At 62.3% G+C, this 6,540-nt stretch carries 3 protein-coding genes and 2 tRNA genes; 3 read left to right on the top strand and 2 right to left on the bottom strand.

All coding sequences use genetic code 11. From position 1 onward, the window contains the following. Positions 1-2: 2 nt before the first annotated feature. Positions 3-75 (bottom strand) — tRNA-Gly (locus PG887_RS16715). 249 nt (positions 76-324) lie between these two features. Here PG887_RS16715 and PG887_RS16710 point away from each other — a divergent pair. After that, positions 325-3,762: an ATP-binding protein gene (locus PG887_RS16710; protein WP_254231636.1), complete on the top strand. Its 3,438-nt coding sequence runs from the start codon at positions 325-327 to the stop codon at positions 3,760-3,762. Positions 3,763-4,150: 388 nt separating this feature from the next. Here PG887_RS16710 and PG887_RS16705 read toward each other — a convergent pair. Next, positions 4,151-4,240 (bottom strand) — tRNA-Ser (locus PG887_RS16705). Positions 4,241-4,580: 340 nt separating this feature from the next. Here PG887_RS16705 and PG887_RS16700 point away from each other — a divergent pair. Both PG887_RS16700 and PG887_RS16695 read left to right on the top strand, forming a co-directional pair. Continuing rightward, entirely contained in the window at positions 4,581-5,498 is a 918-nt protein-coding gene (locus PG887_RS16700; RefSeq protein ID WP_042878776.1) for a L,D-transpeptidase family protein, read from the top strand. Between the two features lie 13 nt (positions 5,499-5,511). Further along, entirely contained in the window at positions 5,512-6,504 is a 993-nt protein-coding gene (locus tag PG887_RS16695; protein WP_270822338.1) for a DUF481 domain-containing protein, read from the top strand. The last annotated feature ends 36 nt before the right edge of the window (positions 6,505-6,540 follow it).

Here is a 6,540-nt window from a genome sequence, read left to right as displayed (position 1 = left end):
GGAGCGGGAAACGAGACTCGAACTCGCGACCCCGACCTTGGCAAGGTCGTGCTCTACCAACTGAGCTATTCCCGCATTATTGCTTGCGTGCCAGTTGCCTGACAACGAGGCGCATTATACGTACCCCGAGCCCGGGCACAACCCTTTTTTCTCACTTTGAGCCCTTTCCCGTGCTGTTTGCTCACCCTTTAGACGCCTTGGTCGAAAATCCCCCCGCTCCCTGTGACCCGACGAGCGAATTTAAGATAAAGCCATTGAAATAGTTAGCCTTTAGTCAGAAACTCATCGCGTTTAGTAACTGGATTATCAATTGAAAATCATGCGATGAAATGGAACTTCAGGCCTCGGGGGCTCAGACCGCAGCTGATGCTGGCTTTTTTCATGTTGGGCCTGGTGCCCTTCCTGGTCGTCACCCTGTTTTTCCTCTATAGCCACGGCAAGGATCTCACCACCCAGACCTCCAACCATCTGGTCTCGGTGCGCAACATCAAGAAAAACCAGCTGCAAGACTACTTCGGCAACCTCAAGGAGCAGATCATCAACTTCTCCCAGCAGGACTTTGCCGGCAACAGTATCGGTCGCTTCTACGGTTTCACCGGTGCCTTCGAGAAGCTCGGCACCACGCCGCAGGAGGCCCGTGCCCGCGCCCAGGCCCGCTATGTGCCGGGCTCCTGGGACAAGCTGCAACAACCTGACAGTCAGGTGGAGATAGAGCCCTCCATCAGCGCCCTCATCCTGGCGGACGAGATGTATGGCCGCGTCCACCAGCGCTTCCATCGCGGCTACGCCGACATGGTGCGCAAATCCAACTACAGCGACATCTTCCTGGTCGACCTCAACGGTGACGTGGTCTACTCGGTCACCAAGCAGGCCAACTTCGCCACCAACCTGCTCTCGGGCCCCTACCAGTCCAGCGGTCTTGGCAACACCTTCGCCAAGATCAAGCGCCGCCTCGATGGCGGCCAGAAGCCCCAGCAGATCTTCGAGTTCACCGATTTTGGCCGCAACGAGCTGACCGGCCAGGTGGTCGCCTACCTCGCCGCTCCCGTGATGCAGTACGACTATGTGCGCGGCGTGGTCATCTTCGAGCTGCTGCCGGACAAGCTCAACCAGATCATGGCGGAGCGGGAGGGGCTCGGCGCAACCGGCGAGACCATTCTCATCGGCCCGGACAAGCGGATGCGCGCCAACGCCTGGCTCGCCCCCGAATTCAGCGTGGAGAACAGCTTCAGCCCCGACTTCCGACCGCTGCAGACCCCCCTCATCATCAAGGCCCTCTCCGGGGAGCAGGGGGTCGGCCCCTTCCTCTCCTACCACGATGACGAGGTGCTGGCCGCCTATACCCAGGTGAAGGTGTTCGATACCGAGTGGGCCTTCATCGCCGAGATCTCCACCAGCGAGGCCTATGCCCCCATCCGCCAGCTCGAGACCCTGGTGATCCTGCTGGGGGCAGGCTCACTGCTGCTGCTGATCCTCTTCTCCCGCTGGCTCTCCCACTCCATCACGGCGCCCCTGCGATCCCTCACCGCCGCCGCCGAACAGGTGGCGGACGGCGCCCTGGATCACCCCATCACCATCCCCCGCACCGACGATGACATCGACCGGCTGGCCCAGGCGTTTCGCCACATGCAGCGCTCGGTGAAGGACAAGATCGAGCTCATCGAACGCCAGACCCAGGAGCTGCAACAGCAGGTCAAGCTGACCCACAAGCAGAACCTCAGCCTGCAACAGGCGGACAAGCTCAAAGACGAACTCCTGGCCAACACCTCCCACGAGCTGCGCACCCCCATCCACGGCATCAAGGGGATGGCCGAGTCCATGCTCGCCAGCCAGCAGGACCTGACCGAAGGGCAGCAGAAACAGCTCGGCCTCATCATCAAGAGCGCCGACGGTCTGGCGCGCCTCGTGGACGACTTGCTCGACTACCACCAGATGCGCTACGGCCAGCTGGAGATCCACCCCCAGCCGGTCTCCTCCAAGGGGGTCATCCGGCTGGTGCTGGATCTCTGCCAGCACCTGGTACAGGCCAAGCCCCTCACCCTGGTGGACAAGAGCCCCGCCGAGCTGCCCCCTGTACTGGCGGACGAGCAGCGCCTCGAGCAGGTGCTCTACAACCTGGTGGGCAACGCCATCAAGTACACCCCCCAGGGCAAGGTGGTGCTGAGCGCCCTGGTGGAGGGCAACTTCCTGCGCATCAAGGTGACCGATACCGGCATCGGCATCGCCAGGGACCATCTGGAGCACATCTTCGAGCCCCTGGTGCAGATGAGCCCGGAAGTGAGCAAGCAGGGAGCGGGCCTCGGTCTCTCCATCACCCGCCAGCTGGTGCACCTGATGGGGGGGGAGCTGTTCGTGGAAAGCGAGCCGAGCGTCGGCTCCACCTTCGCCTTCACCCTGCCGCTGGCCAGCGGCAAGGCGGGCAGTCTGACCCTCGACAGCCGCCAGATAGAGCACCAGCTGGTACGCCAGCAGCCCGTCATCCTGCCGGACTGGGAGAGCGAGGATCTGCCGCCCCCGCCGCAAGATGCCCCCGTCATCCTGGTGGTGGATGACGAGCCCATCAATTTGCACATACTGCGCCACCTGCTACAGCCCTGCGGTTATCGCATCCTGCCCAGCAGCGACGGCCACGACGCCCTGACCAAGCTGGCTCAGGAGCCGGTGGATCTCATCCTGCTTGATGTGATGATGCCCACCCTCTCGGGCTTCGACGTCTGCCGCCGTCTGCGCCAGCAGCACCCCAAGGAGAAGCTGCCGGTGCTGCTGCTCACCGCCCTCAACCAGCCCAAGGAGATTGAAGAGGGTTTCAACGCCGGGGCCAACGACTATCTGGTGAAACCCTTCTGCAAGGAGGAGCTGTTCGCCCGGGTGAGAGCCCTGCTGGAGGCCAGCGCCGGGCGCGCCTCCCTGGTGGAGAACCGCCTGCTCAAACAGGAGATAGAGCACCGTCTACTGCTCCAGGAGCAACTGCACCAGGATCAGGAGCGGCTCCTCGCCCTGCTAGGCGAGGGGGCCGACCCCATGGTCTTCCTCGATGAGCAAGGAGGGGTGCTGTTTGCCTCCCGGGCCCTGGCGCGCCTGCTGGGTCAGGAGCCGGAAGCCATGGAGGGGCAGATGCTGGACGAGTGGCTGGCCGCCCCGCTGGCAAGCCACTGGCCCGACATGACCGCGCAGCCGGTGCGGGAGCTGGACTTCCTGGTGGCGGGCCAGCGAGACACCCTCAACGCCCGCGCCCTGCCCATCAACCTGGGGGGGCAGCACGCCTATGCGCTGACCCTTGGCACCGAACCGCGCCAGGACGACAATCGCATGGCTGCACTGGAGAACGCCCTCAAGAGCCTCTCTCGCCAGGCCATCATCGAGGATGGCCAGTTGCTGGGGGAACTGAGCCGGCTGGGAGGGGAGTTCAGGTCGCTGGCGGACGACCTCATTCGCCAGCAGGATGACGAACCTCTGCGCCGCGCCCTGGTGGACACCATGCGTCTCACCCTGGAGACCTGGCAGCAGAGCACCGGCAAGGGCAAGATAGTGCTGGCGGAGAAGAGCAAGCTGTGGCGGGTCTACATGGACCGCTCCAGTCCCCAGACCCGCACCCTCGACAAGTACCTGAACCTCGACACCCTGCCCAAGGCTCCGCGCTGGAAGACGGTGGTGGCCAGCGCCGAGTACGTGCTCAAGCACTGCGCCCTGAACGAGGTGCAGCACCAGAGTCTGCACCAGAGCACCCAGCGCCTTCGCCAGCTCGCCAGCCGCAAGGCATGAGTCTCCAACCCGCAGCCACGTTGCTCTGATGATGGCTGCGGGATAGAAAACCAAGCACCAATAGCCAACTCTGGACACATCTACTCGCAGGCTTTCTGCGCCTATCAGGGGGATCGCGATGGCTGAGCTCGCGGGGTCGGCCAGATGACCCTGCAGGTGCGGGCCCATGCCCCATCACCATGTTGGTGATGACCCCGGGAGACCTGTCTGGGCCGGCAAGTGGCTAATCAGGTGAATAGACATTCGAGAGAATGGGGTGAGACTTCGCGACCCCGTGACCACAGGCCCCAAATCGGAAAAGACATTGGGAGATGGCTGAGCCGGGGGATGGACAGAGATGAGATAGAAATGACAAACCCGCGACGGACGCGGGCTTGAGGGGAATAAATGGCGGAGAGACAGGGATTCGAACCCTGGGTGGCATTGCTGCCACAATTGATTTCGAGTCAATCCCGTTCGGCCACTCCGGCATCTCTCCACGGGCACTCATATTGACCCAACCCTAGCCGGGAAATCAATGTAAATCTCGTTGCAGATCAGACGACTGGCGATAAAACCGCCATCCGGCGATCCCGCCCCTCCCAACGCCAGTGACTTTCACCCGGCTGCGCCTCCTCGCTCACTGCCTCCACCCTGTACCCGGTTCCGGGCGGGTGAATACGGCGAGCCTGATGGGCCAGTGACACCCTGTGACGCGCTCGCCTCCGCCCTCCCGGCAGTCATGGTGCCGGACTGGTAATCCCCGCGGGATTCGTTGACAATCTCTGCTCATTTTTTGGAAGGGAACCCGTCCCTCGCCCCAGCCGATAGGAACAACCATGCTCAACACTCGTATCGTCTCACTGCTGCTGGCCGCCGCCAGCCTCTGGGCCGCACCTGTCTGGTCCAACACCTATCCCCTGCCGCCAGCGGACAGCCGTCTCATCGGCGCCCTGGAAGATTACATCGTACAGCCTGGCGATCATCTGGAACTGGTCGGCAAGCATACCCGGACAGGCTTTCTGGCACTGCTCGAAGCCAATCCCGGCGTAGACCCCTATCTGCCCACCCCGGGCACCCGGCTCACTCTGCCGACCCAGATGCTGCTGCCCGACGTGCCGCGAGAAGGCATCGTCATCAACCTGCCTGAACTTCGCCTCTACTACTTCCCCAAGGGCAAGCAGGAGGTGATGGTGCTGCCCATCGGGATCGGTGACATCGGCCGCGAGACGCCGGAGATGACCACCACCGTCATTGCGAAAAATCCCAACCCGACCTGGGTGCCCGGCCCCATGGTCCGCAAGTCCTGGCTGGAGCAGAAGGGGATCGATCTGCCCGCCGTGGTCCCCCCCGGCCCCGACAATCCCCTCGGCAAGTTCGCCATGCGTCTTGGCTATGGCAACAAGGACTACCTCATCCACGGCACCAACAAGGATTTCGGGGTCGGTCTGCGAGTCAGCGCGGGTTGTATCCGGCTGCGCCCGGATGACATCGAAACCCTGTTTGGTCTTGTTCCCGTCGGCACCCCGGTCCGGGTCATCAACCAGCCGGTCAAGATGGCGGTGGAACCCGACGGTCGTCGCTGGCTGGAGGTACACTCCCCCCTCTCCCGCACCGAAGCGGAGATGGCACAGGGGGCGCCGCTGGTGCTCTCCCCCGAAGCCGAGCAGTTCATCGCTGCCCCCGACATCGACAGTGCCCGGGTGACCGCCCTGCTCGAGCGCAAGAGCGGGCTGCCCAAACCCGTGAGCGGCTGAAGGCCTGACCAACATGAACAGAACGGGTCATGTGATTTGCCTGTTGCTTCTGCTGCCTGGCTCCGCGGCGATGGCGGACATCCTCTGGATGCACAACGGCGATCGTCTGAGCGGGACCATAGAGGAGATCACGGACGAGCAGATCCGCATCAAGCCCGCCTACAGTCAGGCCATGACGGTCCCGCGCCACGCCATCAAACGCTGGCGTCTGGACAAGCAGGAGAAACCCAAGCCGCTCACCAAGACGGGGATCCCCCTGCTGGACTCTCCTGATGAGGCCAATGCCTGGCTGCTGACGGGGAACGGGGATCTCAACATCAAGCTCAAGGAGAACACCAAGAAGACCAACAACGTCAATCTCAAGGTCTCCACCGAGTTTGCCAATCTGGACTGGCGTTACAGCCTGGATGGCGAGTACATCTACGAAACGGCAAACAACATCACCGACAGCCACGAGTACAAGCTCAAACCCAAGCTCGACTTCTTCTTCGACGATCACTGGTTCCTGCGATCTTCCGTCGACATCGATTACAACATGATCGAGGCAGGCTATCTGGAGATTGACTATGCCTCCGGTCCCGGATACCGCTTCTGGAATGACAGACAACGCCGGCTGGAGATCATCAGCCAGCTCGGCCTGGAGCGGGCCTATTTCAGGCCGGAGGTGTGGAGCAACTCAGACCTGTTTGACGACAGGATCATCAATTACCCCTTCGTCAGCCTGGGTTGGGACTACCGGCAGCCCTTGGCACTCTGGGAAGAGAAGTTCGAGCTGTTTGGCAAGGGTAGTTATGAAAGGTTCGTCGACCAACCATCCCCCTATCTGACCAGAAAGCAGTCCGTCAGCGGCAGCCTGGGCCTCAGGTATTACTTCAGCGATCATTTGCGTCTCTCCTGGTCAAGCGAGCTGGATTGGGACGATGCCTGGCTCGACTACCATGGCCTGAACATGGATGTGAGCGAGAAGGAGTGGCGTCACCTCATCACCCTAGGGGCGAGTTTTTGACCCGCCAGAAACGACACAGGCCCACCGAAGTGGGCC

It is taken from the genome of Aeromonas sp. QDB14 (assembly GCF_027707845.1).
GTDB lineage: Bacteria > Pseudomonadota > Gammaproteobacteria > Enterobacterales > Aeromonadaceae > Aeromonas > Aeromonas caviae.
The sequence above is the reverse complement of the archived record's forward strand: the minus strand, read 5'-3'. Positions and strand labels throughout refer to the sequence as shown.

Bases quoted from the DNA above. Each gene is read 5' to 3' on its own strand.
- PG887_RS16710 (WP_254231636.1), top strand. From the start codon at position 325: ATGAAATGGAACTTCAGGCCTCGGGGGCTCAGACCGCAGCTGATGCTG.
- PG887_RS16700 (WP_042878776.1), top strand. From the start codon at position 4,581: ATGCTCAACACTCGTATCGTCTCACTGCTGCTGGCCGCCGCCAGCCTC.
- PG887_RS16695 (WP_270822338.1), top strand. From the start codon at position 5,512: ATGAACAGAACGGGTCATGTGATTTGCCTGTTGCTTCTGCTGCCTGGC.